The organism is uncultured Mucilaginibacter sp., assembly GCF_903893715.1.
Taxonomy (GTDB): domain Bacteria; phylum Bacteroidota; class Bacteroidia; order Sphingobacteriales; family Sphingobacteriaceae; genus Mucilaginibacter.
Genome location: NZ_CAITNG010000004.1, coordinates 90,192 through 107,644 on the forward strand (window position 1 = coordinate 90,192; position 17,453 = coordinate 107,644).

The following is a 17,453-nucleotide window of genomic DNA, read 5'->3' on the forward strand; positions in this document are numbered from 1 at the left end:
CGCAATTTACGCCTTATGGAACTTAATTTTCAATTTGATTTCTTTCTGCTTGAGATCGTCGACGTTGGTTTTTTCAGGGCCGTACCATTTGGGGCCGTTCATCACCAGTTCGATGGCTTTGCGGTTCATGGAATCACTACGGCCACGGATGACGCGGATATTACTGATGCGGCCTTCCGTATCCACCGAAAACCGAAGCTTTACCCTACCTGTCTGCCCATCGGGCATTACGGCCTTTTGGGTAAGATAGGCCATATAGCTTTTCCACCCATCCTGTGGTTGCGCGTCGTGTACATCGGCCGGGCGGGCCTTATGTGTTACCTCGACCACATCAAGCGAATTGCTGGCTTCAGTTAGTTTGATGTCGAGCTTACCTGCGCCGTTAAGGGCTAGGTGTTGGGTTTCGTACCCTATCATTTGCACCACTACCGAGTCTTTATTTACTTCTGCCGGCAGCGAATACTCCCCTTTGGCATTGGTGATGGCTTTGATGCTGGAGCCTTTTACGATGATACGTGCGCCGGGCAAGGGATGACCTGCGGTATCGGTTATTTTACCGGTGATTATGCCCCCATCCATTTGTCTGCGGAACTGGTTAACGGCTACTTCGGTTATATCTAAAGATTTCGATTTATTAGCTATTTCTTCGGTAACAGAAGGCTTGTTTTCGCTTGTATCATTCGTTACGGGAGGCTGAACCATTGCCAGCATATTGGCGTGATGATGCCTTACTGTAGCCAAACGTACACTATGTTGCTCAGTCGCCCTTCGTGCTTTTATCATTGAATCGGCCTGCAGCTGCATAACAGGTGAAACGGGGTGTGCCGGAATTGAAAAATTGGGATGCGCTTGTTGTTTGTTATTAGCTAACTGCGGCGTTAACCCTTTTGGCGATAACCAAAGCCAGGCCAGGCCACCTATTATTAATAACGATGCCGCGATGGGCAATATGCGCCATAAAACATTTACCGGCCCCTTTACGCGGCCTTGCAGGCGGCTCTTAAGTTCATTGAGGTTGGGCTGCTGGTTTTTTGCTGATGCTTCGTATCCTTCCAATGCTTCCATCAAAAACGGATCGTCCTGTGCCTGCTTTTCCAATTGGTGCATGGCGCGGGCATCAAGTTCGCCGTTAAGGTACTTGCGTATTTGCTCAATATCGGGTTGGTTAGCGCTCACGGTGTTTTTCTATACAAATCTTTAAATTACGTTTGCCATTTTGTATATGGCTTTTTACTTCGTTCAGGCTGTAGCCTGTTTGTTCGGCTATGTCCTTATAACATTGTTCGTCGGTATAAAACAGGTTGACACAGGTTTTTTGCGGCTTGGGCAGTTTCTCTTTACAACGCTCCAGGGCTACCATATTGTCTTCCATGTATTCGCTATAAGGATGCACATCTTCTGCAATTTCCATAAGCCCGTCAATTGGTTCGGCAATCATTTTTTTACCGGACCGTATCTGCATCAAACAAAAATTGCGGCACAGTACATATAACCAGCTTTTAAACTGCTTAATATCGTGCCGGGCAACTTTTACCACCAGCTCTTCAAATATCTGCATCACGGCATCCTTGGCGAGTTCCTCATCCTTCAAATATTTAAGGCAAAGCCCGTAAACCAGGTGCATGTATCGCTCGTAGAGGCGCGCAAGCCATTGCAGGTCGCCGGTTTGGCGATACTGAATTAGCAATTGGTCGTCGTCTGCAGGTTCCGGTTTATCAGCGCTCTTTAGGAATCTCATTTAATGCGGAAAAGTAATTTTTTTTTATCGCTTATGGAAATCTGCTTTTAGGATGCATCCCAACCATAAAAATCCATAACCATGAGCCCATATTTAATGATAGCTATGCCCTTTGATGCCGATACTTCGTAAAGCGCCGGCCTGTTTTGATGAATTGAACCGAATAATTAACCTTTAAAATTTACTACCATGTTAGAATCAAAATTAGATATTATGAGCACCGGCTGGCTAAACCTTGTTTTTGCAGGCCGCAACCAGGCATATGGCGCTTACCAATTGAGGCGCGAAAATGTCCGGACTACCAACAGGGCATTGGCAATAGCCATATCTGTTTTTCTTTTAGCGATTGCTACGCCGACTATTGCCAATATCATCAGGGGGATTATACCTAAGGCGGACCCGAAATTTACAGAGAGGGTTGTGAAGCTATTGCCGCCGCCAACACTTGAACACAAGAAGATCGTTCCGCCACTCCTGTGCAGCAAACGGTAAGACCACAGCATGATATTATACGTTTTCCACCGCCGATAGTGAGGCCTGATGTTGAAGCACAGGAACCACCAACCGACAAACAATTAACAACTGCCGACCCAGGTCAAAAAACGATGGCTGGTGGGGGAGACACACCAGTTATTGACGAACCACTGGGCCCGGTAACTACCCCGGGAGTTACTGAAGAAAGTACAGAAACGGTTTTTAAAGCGGTTGAAGTTGAGCCGGCCCCTATTGGCGGCATAGACAATTATTATAAATTTTTAGGTAAAAGGATAAACTACCCTACAGCAGCAAAAGAAGCCGGTACACAAGGCAATGTGATACTCACATTTGTTGTGGAGCGAGATGGCAGCCTAACCGAAATAAAAGCCCTGCGCGACCCGGGCAACGGCTTGGCTGAAGAAGCCATCAGGGTATTAAAATTAGCCCCGCATTGGACACCCGGCATACAAAACGGTAAAAAGGTACGCGTACAATATACCATACCCATCAGTTTTACTTTGGGGGAGCAATAGTTTGGTGAGGTAGTGAGTGGTCAGTTGTGAGTGGTGAATATTTACTGACCGCTCACAACTCACCATTGACCACCCCACTATTCCCACCAAAATTTATACATTTGGATGAAGCATTTACATCCGAATAATGAGAAACAAAATACGCTGGGGCATATTGAGTACCGCCAAAATTGCCCGCACGCAGGTGATACCGGCCATGCAACAAAGCAGGTTGTGCGATATAACAGCCATCGCGTCGCGTGATGCAAAAAAAGCGGAACAGACCGCCAAAGAATTTGACATTCCCCAATTTTATACCAATTACGAAGACCTGCTTGCCGAACCGCATATTGATGCCTTATACAATCCCCTGCCCAATAATCTGCATGTTGAATATACCATAAAGGCCCTGAAAGCAGGCAAACATGTGCTTTGCGAAAAACCAATCGGGTTGGATGCTGCTGAAGCGCAACAATTGCTGGATGCCACCCGGCAATACCCTCATTTAAAAGTGATGGAAGCTTTTATGTACCGTTTTCACCCGCAATGGCAAAAAGCAAAAGCCATGATTGATGAAGGTTTGTTGGGCGAGGTGAGGACGGTGCACGCTTTTTTCTCCTACTTTAATATCGACGCAGGCAACATCCGCAATAAAACCGAAGCGGGCGGCGGGGCATTGATGGATATTGGTTGTTATTGCATTTCGTTCCCGAGGTATATTTTTGGTGCCGAACCCGTGCAGGTGGTTAGTTTGATGGACCGCGACCCGGTGATGGGGACAGATCGTATTACATCGGGCATGTTGGATTTTGGCGATGGCAAGAGCGCTACGTTTACCTGCTCAACACAATTAGAACCTTACCAGCGCGTAAATATTTTGGGCACAAAGGGCAAGCTTGAGATCGAGATACCCGTGAACGCCCCGCCTGACGTACCTGCCAAAATGTGGCTGCAAATTAACCGGATAGCCGAAGAAATTACATTGGTACCCGTTAACCAATACACGCTGCAATGCGATGCCTTCGCCAAAGCGATATTGGACGATACCGAAGTGCCTACCCCCCTAACGGATGCGCTGAACAATATGAAAGTGATTGACGCGATAATAAAAAGCGCTGAAGCAAAAGCGTGGATCAATTGTTAACTTTGTCATCGCGCGAGCAAGCACAAATGAAGGAACTGAAAGATATTGTTAAAGCCTATGATGCCGTATTGAAAAGCGGCAAGCAATGCGCTTTGGCCACTGTTGTACTGGTGGAAGGCTCTGCCTATAGAAGGGCCGGCGCCAGGATGCTGATCACCGAAGACGGTGAACTGACCGGTGCCATCAGCGGGGGCTGCTTAGAGGGGGATGCTTTGCGCAAAGCCAGACTGGCCATGGCACAACAACAACCCATCCTGGTTACTTACGATACCATGGATGATGATGACGCAAAATTAGGCGTTGGCCTGGGCTGTAATGGCATTATCCATATACTGATCGAGCCGGTACATCCTTCTGACAGCAATAATCCGTTGGCGCTTATTAAACAGGTATTGAGCAAAAGGCAAAACGCGGTACTGGTTACGCTGTTTTCGTTAGCCGACAGAAAAGCAAAGCAACCGGGGACCTGTTTGCTATTGGATAGCGAAGGGCAAACTTTAGGTAATTTAGAAAATACTTCCATTAAGGATAAGATAGTCGCGGATGCGGAATCGGTGTTGCGGCAAGGACAATCGGAAACGAAAGCTTATTTTAGAGAAGCAGAATATACCGGTTTTATCGAGTTGGTTAAGCCTGTCATTTCGCTCATTATCATCGGGGCGGGTAACGATGCAATACCGCTAACACAAATGGCCGCTGTTTTAGGCTGGGAGACTACCGTTGTTGATGGCCGGCCGAATTACGCTTTGGCAGAACGCTTTCCTCAAGCGACGCGCATATTGGTTGCCAAACCTGAACAGGTATGCCCGCAAATTGTATTCGACGAACATACTGTTATGGTATTGATGACCCATAATTACAATTATGAGCTGGCCTTGCTGAAACAGGTATTGCCACTTAACCCGGTTTATATCGGGATACTTGGCCCAAAAAAGAAACTGGAGCGTTTATTAGGCGAACTGGAAGACGATGGGTTAAAAATTACGGAGCAGCAACTTGACCATATTTACGGCCCTGTGGGTTTGGATATTGGTTCGGAGGGGGCGGAAGAGATCGCGCTATCCATTATGGCGGAAATAAAAGCGGTGTTATCGCAACGAAACGGGCATTCGTTAAAATATAAGGCCGTATCCATCCACAATAAGGTGGCATCATGACCGGGATCGTTATATTGGCAGCGGGCGAATCGGCCCGGATGGGCCAACCCAAACAAAAACTTTTATATCATGGCAAAAGTCTGTTACAGCACGCCGTACAGGCCGCGCTCAATTCAACTTGCAGACCAGTTATTGTTGTTTTGGGTGCTTACGCCGATATTGTTTTAGCAGATATTAAGGGTGAGCCTGTTGTTGTTATACATAACTCAAACTGGGAAGAAGGAATGGCCTCATCCATCAGAGTGGGGATAATGGAATTGGAAAAAGATGATGACATCACGGGGGCCATTATCATGCTGTGTGACCAACCTTTTGTTGATGCTGCGTTGATAGATAGCCTTATCGCACAAAAAGAGAAAACGGGGAAAGGAATAGTTGCCTGCTACTACGGGGATACTGTTGGCGTGCCGGTGCTTTTCGATAGGAAGTATTTTGCTGAACTGCTTTTGTTGAAAGGGCACGATGGTGCAAAAAAGTTGCTTCATTCGTTTAAAAAGGATGTTATCACGATACCGTTCGCCTTGGGCAAGGTTGATATCGACACGATTAAAGATTACGAAAATTTATTATAGCAGCAGGCTGATTTTTTCTTTGTTGAATAATTTCATTTGTATTTCACTTGATTAATCGTAAATTTATCCACCCATAATTAATACAAAATGTATAAGGCACTTGTTATTGATGACGACCCCATCTTTCAGTACATTGCTGAAAAGATATTCAACAAAACAAATCTGTTTGAAGAGACAAATTGCTTTTTAGATGGAAACCTTGCATTGGAGTTTTTAGAGAAAAACGGAGATGATGCGGCCTCTCTTCCGGATGCCATATTCCTCGATATTTATATGCCGGCATTGAGCGGTTGGGAGTTTTTAAACTCGTTCGACAAAATCAGTTCGTCTCTCAAAAAAAACATCCCCATTTATTTACTCACGTCATCCATTGACCCTAAGGAGATACAACGTTCGAGGGAGCACCCCGCAGTAAGGGCCTTTTCATCAAAACCGGTAACCCAAGAGTTTATAGAGCATGCGTACAAAGACTGCGACCAGGTACACAGACAAAGCGCCTGATCCCAATTTTATTGTCATAAAACACTTTTCGAACAACCGTTCGAATGTTTTTACCGTTTATTAAAGAGTAGCTTTATGGTGGGCACAAAAACAAAAATGTGCGCGCCGGGTTGGTATATTTAACCAGGTTATTATCGTACTAAACACAACCATCATTACCCCACATTCAATGCCTTTTATAGCAGCCGTTTCTAAAACAGACCTTCCCAACAAAATTGACCAACAGGAAGTAAAAAAACAAGCCCGCGAAATGTTCGCGACAGACTTCCCGCAGGTTGACAGGTTGATACACGCCTTCGACAATACCGAAATAATTTCGCGTAATTTTGTAAAGCCTTTAAGCTATTATGCCGAAACGACAACGTTTGAACAGCGTAACGATGAATACAACAATTGGGCGGTACATTATTCGGTGCAGGCTATTGAGGATGTGTTACCTAAAGCCGGCATTGTTAAAGGAGATATTACTGATATCCTGTTCGTATCGACTACCGGCTTGGCGACGCCAAGTATAGACGCACAAATCATCAATCAAATGCATTTGAACCCGCATATTAACCGTATGCCCTTGTGGGGCTTGGGTTGCGCTGGGGGTGTATCGGGCATAGCAAAGGCGATGACGTTGGCTAAAGCAAACGCTGATGCAGTGGTTTTGTTAGTTGCGGTGGAACTTTGTTCGCTGACGTTGATAAAAAACGACTACAGCAAAAGTAATTTTATTGGTTCAAGTTTGTTTTCGGATGGGATTGTGGCTTGCATTGTTAAAGGGGATAACCATAGCCCCCAAGCCAAACTGATTAGCTTTAAGGCGGCCAGCAGTAAATTGTATTATGATTCGCTGGAGGTAATGGGTTGGGAGTTTAACGACAAGGGTTTTAAGGTTGTTTTTTCGAAGGATATACCCACTTTTATCCATGAGCACATCAAGGAAGATATTGTGGAGTTTTTGAGTAAGCATCAATTGGAATTAAAAGATATTAAGAACTTTATTTTTCATCCCGGAGGCAAAAAGGTATTGGATGCTTATACCGACGCCCTGGCTGCAGAAGGCGATTTTTTAAAAAACACCCGCGAAACAATGAATGGCTATGGCAATATGTCGAGCGCGACGGTTTTGTATGTGTTGGAAAAGTTTATGGCCGAGGGCTTTGAAGACGGGTATGGATTGATGTTGGCGATGGGGCCGGGCTTTTCGAGCGAAATGGTTTTGTTGGACATGAAAAATTAAGCCATGGTATTTATCCTTTTTATCAGTTTCCTTATCCTTCAGCGCCTTTTTGAGCTGTTCATATCATCAAAAAACGAAAAATGGCTGTTAGCAAATGGCGCGGTTGAGTATGGTAAGGAACACTACCCCTTTATTGTGGCATTACATACGCTGTTTATCATATCGCTGATTGTTGAATACTTTTGGCGTGGCGTGGCTGATGTGAATTTTGTACTGTTGGCTTTGTTTTTCGTGCTTATTACCATCAAAGTTGTTGTGATATCCACCCTGGGCACCTACTGGAACACCAAAATTTACAAAGTGCCGGGTACACGGCCTGTGAGCACGGGTATTTACAAATACGTTAAACATCCCAACTATATTATCGTCATCTGCGAAATTGCGGTCATACCCCTGACTTTTCACTTGTATTATACCGCTATTGCGTTTACCATCCTGAATGCCGTTATGCTGACCGTTCGTATTAGAAAAGAAAACGAAGTTTTGGCGATGTGAAATCCGGTTTTGGATTATTTAAAGTTTATGGTTTTTCCGTATTTTTAAATTGGAAAAACCCTAAATCATTAATCATGTATTTCGCAATCAAATTATTGTCGCCACGGCCAACCTTCCCACAGGATATTACGCCCGAAGAAATAGCCATTATGCAATTGCACAGGGCCTATTGAAAAAACTATATGGACCAGGGAATTATGCTGATATACGGCCCGGTTCTGGACCCTGCCGGCGTGTATGGCTTGGGCATAGTTGATGTAAAGGATGAGGAATATTTGAAACCTTTATTGGTTAATGACCCCGCGGCCCGCATAGGGAAGTATGTTTACCATCAAATGATGGCGGTGGTACCGAGTCAAAGCCCCCTTTAACCGGATAGCTATCGGGTCTCCTCAGTTGGCTAACGGAGAGACTTTAAAAGTCTATTTGTTCCACCCCATCAAATTCATCGCCCTTATAAATTCGGGTTGTATTGGTGCATTTACTGTTATTGTTCTGTGTGTTAAGGGATGCTTAAAGCTAAGTTGGGAGGCATGAAGCAGCATGGTTTCCATTTGCCAACGCTCTTTAAACAGTTTATTTTGCTTGTTGCAGCCGTGGGTACGGTCGCCGATAATGGGGTGAAAGATATGGCTAAAGTGTTTGCGCAACTGGTGCATTCGGCCTGTTTCGGGCTTAGCCTCAACTAATGAATAGCGCGACGTAGGATGGTTACCGAAAGGCACTTCTAACTCGGCTCGATTGAGTGTTTTATAGCGTGTAAAGGCATCTTGTAAAGTGCCATTCTCTTTTCGCAAGGGGTAGTCTATAGCCTCCTCATCTACCGTGTGACCACGAACAATGGCAAGATATGTTTTTTTGACCCGGTTTTCCATAAACTGCCTTTGCATCAATTTTTCGGTATCCTTATCCAAAGCAAACAGCAATACCCCGCCTGTTTTGCGGTCGAGCCGGTGCGCCGGGAACACGTGGCGGTTTAGCTGGTCGCGTAGTATCTGCAAGGCAAATTCCGCGGCATCAGCAGCGATGGACGAGCGGTGCACCAACAGGCCATGCGGCTTGTTGACGGCGATCAAGTAATCGTCCTGAAAGAGAATATCGAGCGTGGGCATATCGCCGCTAAGGTAAGCCTTTGTTATATTTTTAAACAAACCATTGGCTTGTATGTTGATATACGATAACAAAGCTTAATTTAGCACGTTGTACATCAAACCATTAACCTATGAAAAAGATAGTATTCATCATCGCCTTTTTATTAACCACTTCCTTGATCGCCTCGGCACAGGTTATACCAAGTTTTGCTTTTGGCGTAAAAGGCGGACTCAACTTCGCGCAATTTTCCACCAGTGGCAGCACGGCTTTCAGCAGTGGCAACCGTGCCGGGTACAACGCAGGTATATGGGCCAGGGTTGGTGCTTTAGGCCTTAACTTTCAACCGGAACTGTATTATGCCAGCAAAAGTTCGACCGTGGTGGATGGTTCGGGTAATACCAATACTGTAACCTTTAATAGTATTGATGTGCCGTTGTTATTGGCCTTCAGGTTTGGGGCACTGGGCTTGGGAGGTCATATCAATACCGGGCCAATGGTGTCATTCCTCATCAATAAGGACCAAAGTTTCAGCAACGCGTTAGTGAGCGCGGCGACTGTCCGCAATTATAAAAACCAGGATTTGGCATGGCAATTTGGTGCAGGTGTAGATATTAAAAGTATTTCCGTTGACTTGCGCTATGAGCTTGGCTTAAGTACCCTGAACAACGATGCCAACTATTCGGATAAGCTGAATTTGTGGAATTTGAGTTTGGCCGTCAACTTCCTGTAAAAGCAGCTTTAGCTTATTTCCTGTCTAAACCGCCACCGCCCAAAAAGAAACCGGCGTTAACGGAAAAGTAGCTTGGATTTACGCCACTGGGGTAGTTTTTGAGGTAGTTGTACTCCACATCGAAGCGAAGGACACCTATTTCGAAACCAATACGCGGGAAAGCGCCGATATGGTTTGCTTCGGCAATACTTTGCGATGGCGCTGCCTGATTAACCACTGCCCCCTGCCTGAACAAGCCAAAACCCGAGCTGACGAATGGCCGGAAAAAATGGTTTGAAAAGTAATGGTCGGCAGTTAGGCAATAAGAGTCGATAGGTGAAACGGTAATACCGTCGAGCGAGCTGCTGTTTAATTGTCGCAAAAAGGCATCCTGTATGCGGAAACCGATTTCATTTTCGTCGGAGAACCGGTATTGGGGCTCGACAGTGAGCACTAACATTTGGCTTGGCTGACCACCTACCGGGAGCGCGCCACCTAAAGCAACATCCAGTTTAAACTTGTTGTAGGTATCCTGGTGCTTCTTCTTTGGCGTTAAGGCCGTTTGAGCCATGCATAAGGCCGATAATCCTAAACAGCACAAGCAAAGTAGTATTTTTTTCATCGTTTGATGGGTTATCATTTAAAATCGAACCAAAGTGTGCCGGTTACCGGTTGGGCTGATGGTGTGTTTTTCTGACTGGCCGGACCCATTACTTTTGCCGCCTGGAACTTGGTACCTATCGGTGCAATTGCGCTCAAAAATCCTAAGCTGCCTTCTGGAAAAGCCGGTTCAACATTATTGTTCTTGAGAGCATCTTTCTCGCGTGATGGGTGCAACATTTGAAAATACATGTTTTTGTTGTCCGTGTAAACGGTAAAGGGCGATTCTTTATTTTCGATGGTTACCCAATTTACTTCGGCATGGTAGCCTTTAAACTCGGGGTAGCCCCATGTTTCGCCGGTAATGGCGTCATTGTAATCTTTGTGCCAAACGCCAAATTGCTGCCCTTTCAGGCGGTTTTTCCAAACTCGGTAAGGGCCCCGGCCCTCCCATTTCATGCCTGTGATTTTAGATTCCGGATAGTTGAAGGTAATGCCGATAAAATCCGCATCGCCGGTTTGGCTGTATTTGTAGTCGAGTTTGGCGGGTTGGCCCGATGCGAATGTCCATTTTACATGCAAGGCACCGGTTGCTCCCTGATAGTCGGCATCAACAATGCATTGCCCGTTGTTGCTGGTATGGGTAAATTGTTTTAGGTCGCAATTAACACCGGCCAGCACAGGGCCACCCGATAAGGATATATCGCCGGTTGATTTTATCACCTTTTGAATATATCCGGTTTTTTCGTCGAAATTGTATTTGATGCCACCACAGTTTACCGACAACTCGGTGCCGGTTTCGGTAGCGGTAACATTGCTTGAACTTGTTTTAGCTATTTTAGGTACGACAGGCGCTTTGATGGGCCAGCTCCATGTGCATACTTCCTTTTTATCCGGCCCGTAGGCGGTTAAGTATAATACATCCCCCTTTTTCCAGATTGGTGACAGATTTAACTGTAAAATACCCGTAGCGCCGGGTGCAACATCAAATAACGGGGGTATACCTCCTGCTACAATTTTAGCATCGGTAGATTTTGCTGAGGCGGATGGTAACGTTGCCACTTTCCACATAAAACTGCACTGCTTAAGGTTGGTAAAAAAGTAGCGGTTGGTAACCTGAAGTTTGCCGTTAAAGGTAGCGTCGATAGGTTGCGCGTCGATATGTATAGGCGACCATATCTCCTTTATCGCGTAAAAACTCCCCTCCTTTTCGCGGTGCGGGCCTACTATGCCATCTGGGGCGTGGTTGCCATCGGTATCATAGGCGCCATTTTTATCGCTGCGCCTTACGGCTTCATCCAAAAATGCCCAGATAAAGCCACCGGCACTGTGCGGGTGTTTGAGCATCAGGTTCCAAAAATCATCTAAAGCTGCCCCTGCCCCACCATCGTACAAGCCATGCATAAATTCGGTTGGGAAGAGTACGTCCTGCTCGGTAGCTACAGAGTTGAGCATGTAGGCATAGTCGGGATAGTGTTTGGTGTTGGTGCCATTGAGTTTAGCCCAGGGATGGATAACGATGCGTTTTTGCGGGTCGTACAAGGCGTAGTCGTTATCTAATGCTACATTCCAGCCGCCCTCGTTACCATTGTCCCAAATGACTACGGCCGGGTGGTTTACATCGCGGGTAACCATTTCCTTTACAATTTTACGGCCTACTATGGTATCGTAGGCAGCATGCCAGCCGGTAACTTCGTCCAACACATACAAACCCAACGAATCGCATACATGGATAAAATCCTCATCGGGCGGGTAGTGCGACATGCGCACGGCGTTCATGTTCATTTCCTTCATCAGGTTAACGTCCAACACATGCAAATCGTGACTAAGTGTGCGACCCGTTTCGGGCCAAAAGCTGTGGCGGTCGCAACCGCGGAACATGATCTTTACGCCGTTTACATAAAAGCCATCGTTTTTGCGCAGCTCTACTGTGCGGAAACCAAATTGCTGCTTAACCTGGTGAACAATACCCTTGCCGTTTTTTATGGAAACCCAAACCTGATACAGGTTTGGGAACTCGCTGCTCCATAATAAAGGATTAGCAACCGTGGTTTTCAGTTCGACCATATCCTGCGCTTTATCGGTCTTTATTGAGAATGGTTTACCTACGTTTTCGCCATTGAGTTTTTGAATTTGGGCTTCGATGGTTTCATCGCCTGAAAGATCTTTGGGATAAATATCCACCAGGAACGAGCCATCTGCCTTGGCATCAATGGCCATGTGTTCAATATGCCTTTCGGGGACTATCTCCAAATATACTGGACGAAATATACCACCAAATATCCAGAAGTCGCCGTTTCGCTCGGCGCGGTTTACTGATTTGTTGGCTGATGTTTTGCTTACGGTAACTTCGAGCAGGTTATCGCCGGCGGGCAACAGTAAATCGGTGATATCGTATTTAAAACGATAAAAGCTGCCTTGGTGCACATCGCCGACCGGTTTACCGTTTATTTTGACTTCAGTATCGCTCATCGAACCATCGAAAACAATAAATACGCGTTTGTTTTTGAAAGCCGCGTCGGTTGTAAATTTGTATTTATAGAGGCCTTGTTCGTTGGATTTCACTTTATCCATCCCATAATTATAAGAGCCAAAGCCTTGTTGCTCCCAGTTGGATGGCACAGCGATTTTTGTCCATTTACTGCTGTTTTGGCCTTCGGTACAATAAAAGTCCCATTGTACGGTGTGGTCCTTGTCCGTCCCCGAAAGGTACTTTACAATGGTAGCTTGAGAAAAGGCGGTTAAAGAAACAAGCGACAGCAAGGCAGGGAGTAAAATTTTCCTCATAATTGGTTTTTTGGTTTGATAAAGATGATGTATTCAACAAAGTTTACCAATTGTAAAAGTATTAAAATCTATTAAAAACCATACATTAAAGCTATTAATTACCGTAACAATAATGATATTTGATTGACCTAAAAAAGGATTAGCATATGGCTTATAATGAAAAGCTGGTTGACCGCCTGCGTGAGGCCTTGGTTGACTTACCCAATGTGGAGGAAAAAAAGATGTTTAGCGGCGTAACCTTTATGGTGGACGGAAAAATGTGCATTTGTGTAAACCATGATGGCCTGCTTTGCCGTGTAGGCCCCCACAAATTTGAAGAAGCATTAGAACGACATGGCTGCCGTGCAATGGAAATGAAAGGCAGAACAATGCCAGGCTACGTTTATGTTAGCGAAGAAGGTTTTAGTACCAAAGGGGAATTTGATTACTGGGTTGCGCTGTGTGTAGCCTACAATACAGAGGCTAAAGCGGCTAAAAAGAAAAAGAAAACTTAGATAATGGCGTGTTCCACGTCGTCGTATTGTGCTTCGTACAGGTCGGCGTTGTTTTTGTAGGATGACATGAGTCCGCCTGTAAAGCCTAAAATGCTGTCGAATTTACCACCCAGGTTTTTTACCGAGTTACCTAATTTTTCGCGGTTTTCGCTGCCTTTGCGTGGCGCGAACAACATACCTAATGTTACCCCCGCCGCGACACCTGCAAGCAGGAACGCAGCCGATTTTGATGTATTGCTCATAAGTTATAATTTATAAATTGATCTATGGTTCAAGTTATTTTTAATGACAACGCAAATTACTTAATTATGGTGTAATTTGAAAATGCGATGCATCATTTTTTATTAACATATCAATATTTGTACCAAAATGTGATACAAAAATGATAAAGTGACAATTTTAAGGCCAAAAACACATCGTCATTTATAAATATAAACGTTCAGTGCGGCAAAATTGTTACGATGGGTTATTAAAAAATTTATTTAATGGCTTCGGTAATCTTGCCACATTCGGGCATTTGGCTACCGTAGAAGGGGTTTTTTACCTCTTTTTCGGCTGTGAGCCAGTCGGAACCACCGTTGAACATGGGGCAATGTGCCACATATAAACTGCCCGAGCTAAGGCCTGAAGATTTAAATACCGGGGTCAATAATTTACTTAACAAAGCGAAGTGTTTGCGCTGCGCGTCGATGGTGGTTGCGGCTGCGATGGCCTGTGCTTCTGTGGCAATGGCGGGGAAATTTTTCATCGTTTTGGCTTCATCGGCCAATTTTGAGGCGGATGCTTTTGCTGTAGCGACATTGGCCGAGAAGATGGCTTTTTCGAGCCCATCATAATTTTGCCAGAGGGTATTTAAGGAAGCGTCTTTAAACACCGGTCCCGGGCCGGTGGCATATGTTAAACTAAACGCAAACAAGGCAAGGGCTAACAGGGTGTATTTAATCAATTTCATGGTAATCATTCTTTGCAGTACAATAATACGGGTTTTTGGGATTGTTTTTATCATTAACTAAAACTCCGGCAAATGGCCCGATGTGGGTAAATAAAGTTGATACCTAATGTATTTGCCGCGGACAATTGTTTTTTGATATCGGCCTCGCTGCTGGCTGTTAGCAGCATTAAAACTAAAAAAGCACTGATCTTTACTTTCATTTTTTGTTAATAGGTTTTGTAAGTTATGAGCTGGATGGCCGTTAAATTCTCTTTAGTTGTTGAAGGGTCTTTTTCATATTTTTTGATGGTTACGAGCTTGCCGTCACCATCATAGCTGTAAAATAAATGAGCAAGGCCATCGCGCCGAACGTCATTATAAATTGTATACCTGGTATCAATTGGCCCACCTGTCGACTCGATGGTCTGACCATCCCCATTGTATTTAAAGTCAACAATCAATCTCTTGTTCGTTTTAACGGTTTCGTATTCCCTGGTTTGGTTACCATTAATATCATACTCGTAATCATTCTGTTTAACTATCGAATCTCTTGCATCATAAGTGTCCATATGCTTTAGTAAGCCCCCCGGTATATGAGTATAATTAAAAACCGATGTAGTGATCATTTTTTTTTGTACCTCATTATAAACCATATTTTTGATCAATTCGGATCTGTCATTATAAATATATTGTTTTGTATCGAAAGGTTTGCCCGCGTCGGTATATGTAGCTAATATTAGCAAATTGCCTTTTTCATCATAACTGTATTTATCGGTGTAATTTCTTTTGTACATGACAAGATTTCCTTTAGAAAAAAGTTTGTTGTTGTTTTCAATAGTCCTTTCTTCTACAGTAGGTGACACGTAATTCCTTGTTTCCAAATTGCCATTCTTATCATATTTATACGTTTCATCTTTATCAAACATACCATTGTCATTGGCTTTGGTTATGATATTATGAATCAATAAATATTGTTCGGCAATTGAGGTTTTATTAATTAATTCATTTTTATGATTATAATTATACATGCTTGTAGTGGTGCGATGCATTATTTTTTGAGCTGAAGCATTTGGCGAATATTCGATTGTCTTTATAAGATTACCCCGTTTATCATAAAACATGCGGCAAAACAAGGTGCTGTCGGTGGGTTGGTCGCTTTCGTGTTTTACCAGGTATTCGTCAACCTCCTGAATTTTGTGTGATGAGTAAAACTGACGATCAGCCCCGGCGAGTTTTTTTTCATCTTTTTGGGGGTTGGTTTGGGCGAAGGTGGTGGTGGTGAGGAGTAAGATAAAGATGTATTTCATTTATCGTAGTATTTGTAGTAGTACTTGTATTTACCCATAAGTAAATGGTATTTGTTATAAGTTAGGGTTTGCAACGCGTCTCCATAGGAATTATACGTGAAAAAATCATGTGTTTCGTCGAAATCATAATAATTAATGATTTGTTTTGAATAGTCTGACAACTGGCTGTTCGGCAACTTAGCATAACTAACTGAACCCGTTCTTTGCATACTTTCTATTAATTGGTTTTTATCATTATACTTTCCTTCGTATACTAATTCCTTAACTCCGTACTCGGTAGTATATATTTTAAGCTTGTTGCCTCTTTTGTCATATTCGGTTTCTTCAATTTGGGTCAACGAATCTTTGGAATAAATTTTTTCTGTTTGTTTCATTCCATCAGCATCATGTATGTAACTATAGATATTTTTCCCAGCAAGCTTCAGTTCATGGCCCTGAAAATTTTTATAGTAATCTTCAATTAATTGGTGTTTTTTATTGTATTTATGCATTTGAATGTTTACAGTCCCCTTTGTTGACTTTGAGTAGAGATAGACAATTTTATCCGTATTCCCAAGATATTTATACCAGCTACTTCCTCTATATAAAGTTTTTTTATTTAATTCAGTTCCTTTTGCTAAACGTCCATACTTGTTATATTGATAGGTGTATAATATATAACTACTGTCTTGAGGTCGATACGCCCATTTGGTAGTTAACTGTCCTTTTTTGTTATAAAACGAACTATCGGCATAAATCATCTTTTCACCTTCATAATTAGCGCGTTTGATTATTTGCCCTCTCTTGTTGTATATTATCTTAAAATAATATGGTGCGGAGTCTTCACTTATGGCTTTTGTTATATACCCTTTTTTATCGTAAAAATCCTGATTATAAAGGATGCTATCTCCCGTCAATTCGCCAACGTTGACTGAGATTTGGTATGTATCAACTTCTTTAATTTTATGAGCGGCAATACGCTCATGGTCGGTCTGACCTTTAGCGTGATACATCAAGCAAGTTAAAAAGAATAAAATTGAGTAGGCTTTCAGATATCGCATCAGTCAAATTTTTTGTAGTACCATTTAATAACCATGGTAAGTTTATCATCATAGTAAGCTAAGCCTGTGCTTAAATTCCCATCGGTATTATAGGTTAGTGTATCTAAATTCTGATGCAGAGTAAGTAGTTTTCCATAACCTTTGACCGGATATTTTCCATTTCCACTCAAAATGGCCTTTTCATAATAAACATCTTTTTGCATCGCAGTTAACAATTGGCGCCTGTCATTATACGTCCACGCTGCCGTTACCGATGACTCATCTCCCCATATATAATCCTTAATTTTATTGCCGCGCAAATCATAGTCTGTTGCTCCGATGGTATTTAAAGAATCTTTGCTATTGGGGTTTTGATTTAATTGCGTAAACCCTGTTTTAGTGTTGATATAATAAAATACCTCTTTGTTTTTATATTCAGACGGAGTGCCTCTGCGTATGGTATAACGTTTCACGAGTCTATTTTCAGCATTAAAATAGCTTTTCATTTTAGAATAACCGTGCCCCACAAACTTTCCATAAATTAAAATCATGTTGCCGTTTTTATCATATCTACTGTACGTCGTCAAACTAAAGTGAACCAAGGCTTGTGTAGTGTTTCGGGTTTAAAGTAAAGCTAAGTTTTCCATTTTGGGGGTGCAAGTGATCTGTGATTTTATTTTTTCATAGGCA

22 protein-coding genes are annotated in these 17,453 nt (G+C 43.4%); 11 read left to right on the forward strand and 11 right to left on the reverse strand.

The features are described from left to right. Positions 1-6: 6 nt before the first annotated feature. Positions 7-1,176 (reverse strand): TonB family protein, encoded by a 1,170-nt coding sequence (locus tag QZX97_RS00585; protein ID WP_295655219.1) that lies wholly within the window; start codon positions 1,174-1,176, stop codon positions 7-9. After that, complete coding sequence (locus QZX97_RS00590) at positions 1,166-1,738, reverse strand: sigma-70 family RNA polymerase sigma factor (protein WP_295655218.1); 573 nt, start codon at positions 1,736-1,738, stop codon at positions 1,166-1,168. The genes QZX97_RS00585 and QZX97_RS00590 overlap by 11 nt, the downstream gene beginning before the upstream one ends. A 189-nt stretch (positions 1,739-1,927) precedes the next feature. Between QZX97_RS00590 and QZX97_RS00595 the strand changes: the two genes are divergently transcribed. The 9 genes from QZX97_RS00595 (at position 1,928) to QZX97_RS00635 (ending at position 8,195) form a co-directional block, all read left to right on the forward strand. Then, complete coding sequence (locus tag QZX97_RS00595) at positions 1,928-2,230, forward strand: hypothetical protein (protein WP_295655217.1); 303 nt, start codon at positions 1,928-1,930, stop codon at positions 2,228-2,230. Beyond that, a complete protein-coding gene (locus QZX97_RS00600) occupies positions 2,215-2,748 on the forward strand; it encodes an energy transducer TonB (protein WP_295655216.1) in 534 nt (177 codons plus the stop codon). The genes QZX97_RS00595 and QZX97_RS00600 overlap by 16 nt, the downstream gene beginning before the upstream one ends. A 127-nt stretch (positions 2,749-2,875) precedes the next feature. Next, complete coding sequence (locus tag QZX97_RS00605) at positions 2,876-3,871, forward strand: Gfo/Idh/MocA family oxidoreductase (protein ID WP_295655215.1); 996 nt, start codon at positions 2,876-2,878, stop codon at positions 3,869-3,871. Then, entirely contained in the window at positions 3,856-5,028 is a 1,173-nt protein-coding gene (locus QZX97_RS00610; protein WP_295655214.1) for an XdhC/CoxI family protein, read from the forward strand. The genes QZX97_RS00605 and QZX97_RS00610 overlap by 16 nt, the downstream gene beginning before the upstream one ends. Then, a complete protein-coding gene (locus tag QZX97_RS00615; RefSeq protein WP_295655213.1) occupies positions 5,025-5,600 on the forward strand; it encodes a nucleotidyltransferase family protein in 576 nt (191 codons plus the stop codon). The genes QZX97_RS00610 and QZX97_RS00615 overlap by 4 nt, the downstream gene beginning before the upstream one ends. An 87-nt stretch (positions 5,601-5,687) precedes the next feature. Next, positions 5,688-6,101, forward strand: coding sequence for a response regulator (locus QZX97_RS00620; RefSeq protein WP_295655211.1), 414 nt, complete (start codon positions 5,688-5,690; stop codon positions 6,099-6,101). Positions 6,102-6,270: 169 nt separating this feature from the next. Further along, positions 6,271-7,329, forward strand: coding sequence for a 3-oxoacyl-[acyl-carrier-protein] synthase III C-terminal domain-containing protein (locus QZX97_RS00625; RefSeq protein WP_295655209.1), 1,059 nt, complete (start codon positions 6,271-6,273; stop codon positions 7,327-7,329). A gap of 3 nt (positions 7,330-7,332) precedes the next feature. Next, complete coding sequence (locus QZX97_RS00630; protein WP_295655207.1) at positions 7,333-7,824, forward strand: isoprenylcysteine carboxylmethyltransferase family protein; 492 nt, start codon at positions 7,333-7,335, stop codon at positions 7,822-7,824. A 182-nt stretch (positions 7,825-8,006) separates the two neighbouring features. Beyond that, positions 8,007-8,195, forward strand: coding sequence for a hypothetical protein (locus QZX97_RS00635; protein WP_295655205.1), 189 nt, complete (start codon positions 8,007-8,009; stop codon positions 8,193-8,195). 51 nt (positions 8,196-8,246) lie between these two features. On the opposite strand, the gene QZX97_RS00640 is transcribed toward QZX97_RS00635, so the two are convergent. Further along, positions 8,247-8,936 carry a pseudouridine synthase gene (locus QZX97_RS00640; protein WP_295663994.1) on the reverse strand — a complete coding sequence of 230 codons (690 nt, stop codon included), beginning with the start codon at positions 8,934-8,936 and terminating at the stop codon, positions 8,247-8,249. 110 nt (positions 8,937-9,046) lie between these two features. Here QZX97_RS00640 and QZX97_RS00645 point away from each other — a divergent pair, with 110 nt between their 5' ends. Then, a complete protein-coding gene (locus QZX97_RS00645) occupies positions 9,047-9,646 on the forward strand; it encodes a porin family protein (protein ID WP_295655202.1) in 600 nt (199 codons plus the stop codon). Positions 9,647-9,659: 13 nt separating this feature from the next. On the opposite strand, the gene QZX97_RS00650 is transcribed toward QZX97_RS00645, so the two are convergent. Then, positions 9,660-10,247: a hypothetical protein gene (locus tag QZX97_RS00650; protein ID WP_295663987.1), complete on the reverse strand. Its 588-nt coding sequence runs from the start codon at positions 10,245-10,247 to the stop codon at positions 9,660-9,662. A 14-nt stretch (positions 10,248-10,261) separates the two neighbouring features. Beyond that, positions 10,262-13,012, reverse strand: a complete 2,751-nt coding sequence (locus QZX97_RS00655) for a glycoside hydrolase family 2 TIM barrel-domain containing protein (protein ID WP_295655198.1) — start codon at positions 13,010-13,012, stop codon at positions 10,262-10,264. Between the two features lie 146 nt (positions 13,013-13,158). Here QZX97_RS00655 and QZX97_RS00660 point away from each other — a divergent pair, with 146 nt between their 5' ends. Continuing rightward, positions 13,159-13,506, forward strand: a complete 348-nt coding sequence (locus QZX97_RS00660; RefSeq protein ID WP_295655196.1) for a TfoX/Sxy family protein — start codon at positions 13,159-13,161, stop codon at positions 13,504-13,506. Here QZX97_RS00660 and QZX97_RS00665 read toward each other — a convergent pair. From QZX97_RS00665 to QZX97_RS00690, 6 genes are all read right to left on the reverse strand, one after another. Further along, on the reverse strand, positions 13,503-13,748 hold the full coding sequence (locus QZX97_RS00665; RefSeq protein WP_295655194.1) for a YtxH domain-containing protein: 246 nt from the start codon (positions 13,746-13,748) through the stop codon (positions 13,503-13,505). The two genes, QZX97_RS00660 and QZX97_RS00665, sit on opposite strands and share 4 nt — an antisense overlap. 236 nt (positions 13,749-13,984) lie before the next feature. Beyond that, positions 13,985-14,458, reverse strand: coding sequence for a DUF3347 domain-containing protein (locus QZX97_RS00670; RefSeq protein WP_295655192.1), 474 nt, complete (start codon positions 14,456-14,458; stop codon positions 13,985-13,987). A 53-nt stretch (positions 14,459-14,511) separates the two neighbouring features. Beyond that, positions 14,512-14,658 (reverse strand): hypothetical protein, encoded by a 147-nt coding sequence (locus QZX97_RS00675; RefSeq protein WP_295655189.1) that lies wholly within the window; start codon positions 14,656-14,658, stop codon positions 14,512-14,514. Between the two features lie 6 nt (positions 14,659-14,664). Continuing rightward, positions 14,665-15,744, reverse strand: coding sequence for a hypothetical protein (locus QZX97_RS00680; RefSeq protein WP_295655188.1), 1,080 nt, complete (start codon positions 15,742-15,744; stop codon positions 14,665-14,667). Beyond that, positions 15,741-16,784 (reverse strand): hypothetical protein, encoded by a 1,044-nt coding sequence (locus QZX97_RS00685; protein ID WP_295655186.1) that lies wholly within the window; start codon positions 16,782-16,784, stop codon positions 15,741-15,743. The genes QZX97_RS00680 and QZX97_RS00685 overlap by 4 nt, the downstream gene beginning before the upstream one ends. After that, a complete protein-coding gene (locus QZX97_RS00690; protein WP_295663990.1) occupies positions 16,784-17,314 on the reverse strand; it encodes a hypothetical protein in 531 nt (176 codons plus the stop codon). The genes QZX97_RS00685 and QZX97_RS00690 overlap by 1 nt, the downstream gene beginning before the upstream one ends. Positions 17,315-17,453: the final 139 nt, after the last annotated feature.